The 1574-nt window shown below is 65.9% G+C and carries 2 protein-coding genes; one reads left to right on the forward strand and one right to left on the reverse strand.

The features are described 5' to 3' along the window. Positions 1-158 precede the first annotated feature (158 nt). A complete protein-coding gene (locus ACFDTC_RS05020) occupies positions 159-545 on the forward strand; it encodes a carboxymuconolactone decarboxylase family protein (RefSeq protein ID WP_375257778.1) in 387 nt (128 codons plus the stop codon). Between the two features lie 36 nt (positions 546-581). Here ACFDTC_RS05020 and ACFDTC_RS05025 read toward each other — a convergent pair. Continuing rightward, positions 582-1574 (reverse strand): tripartite tricarboxylate transporter permease (locus ACFDTC_RS05025; RefSeq protein WP_375257779.1); only part of this gene is annotated, 993 nt, incomplete at its 5' end.

Genomic DNA, 1574 nt, shown 5'->3' on the forward strand with positions numbered 1-1574 from the left:
CGGAATCATAATCCGCGTGTCGGGGGTTCAAGTCCCTCCTCCGCTACCATTCCCCAATTCATAGAATTAGGTGCGCGTTTCCAGACGCGTCCCCTAGTGCTTGATCTTCCCGCGATCGTGCGCCTCACTCGGTTCACATGACACGGATGGGGACAGCGATGCACACCTTCGACGAAGATCTTTTCCGCAAGGGCCTGGAAAAGCGCAAGGAAACGCTCGGCGCGGAGTACGTCGAGAAAAGCTTCGAGAATGCCGACGACCTGACCCGCGGGTTCCAGGAGGCGATGACGGCCTGGTGCTGGGGCTTCGGCTGGGGCGACGAGGCGATCGAGCCCAAGACCCGCAGCATGATGAACCTCGCCATGCTTGGCGCGCTCGGCAAGATGCACGAATGGGAGATCCACTGCCGCGGCGCGCTCAACAACGGCGTCAAGAAGGAAGAGATCCGCGCCATCGTGCACGTGGTCGCCATCTATTGCGGCGTGCCGCAGGCGCACGAATGCTTCCGCGTCGCGCGCAAGGTGCTGGACGAAGCCGGTCTGTGACCGGCGCGGTCCGCCCGAGCGGCGGACCGCGGACAGTCAGCCCTCGGTCAGCCGCTCGGCGCGGGTCTGGCGGTGATCGCGCACGGCCAGCCAGACGGACAGCGCCAGGAACCCGGCGGTCAGGATGTAGAGACCGATGGAGATCGGGCTGGCGATCAGGATCGACCAGTCGCCGTCCGAGATGGACATCGCGCGGCGCAGGTTGCGCTCCATGTCGCCTCCCAGCAGCAGGCCCAGCACCAGCGGCACGAGGCTGACGTCGAGCTTTCGCAGCAGGTAGCCGAGCACCCCGAAGAACACCATCATCTCGAGGTCGAAGACCGAGTTCGAGATGCTGTAAACGCCCACGAAGGTGATCGCGGCGACGATCGGCATCAGCGCCCAGGTGGGCGTCATCATCAGCCGCGTGAACAGGCCGATCATCGGCAGGTTCAGGATCAGCAGCGCCACGTTCGCCATGTAGAGCGAGGCGACGAGCCCCCAGACGAGGTCCGGCTGACGCTCGAACAGCAGCGGGCCGGGCTGCACGTTGAGCGAGATCAGCATCGCCAGCAGCACGGCCGTGGTGCCCGAGCCCGGAACACCCAGCGACAGCATCGGGATCAGCGCACCGCCCGAGGCGGCGTTGTTGCCGGATTCCGGCGCCGCGACGCCGCGTGGGTCGCCCTTGCCGAACGTGCCATTTTTGTTCGAGACCTGCTTTTCCACCACGTAGGCCATGAACGACCCCAGCGACGCGCCCGCGCCGGGCAGCACGCCTCCCACGAAGCCCACGCCCGAGCCGCGCAGCATCGCCCAGCGCGTGCGCCAGATCGCGCCCCATTGCGGCAGCCAGCTACCCACGGGGATGGCCTTTGGCCGGTCCTTCACCTGCTTCTCGAGCAGCATCAGGATCTCGGAGATCGCGAACAGACCGACCAGCGCCACGATCGGCTCGATCCCGTCATACAGGTGGAAGCTGTCGAACGTGTAGCGCGGCACACCCGAGATCGGGTCGAGGCCGACGGTCGCCAGCATGAGGCCGATCAG

The sequence above is a fragment of the Citreimonas sp. genome (assembly GCF_042096055.1).
Lineage (GTDB): Bacteria > Pseudomonadota > Alphaproteobacteria > Rhodobacterales > Rhodobacteraceae > Citreimonas.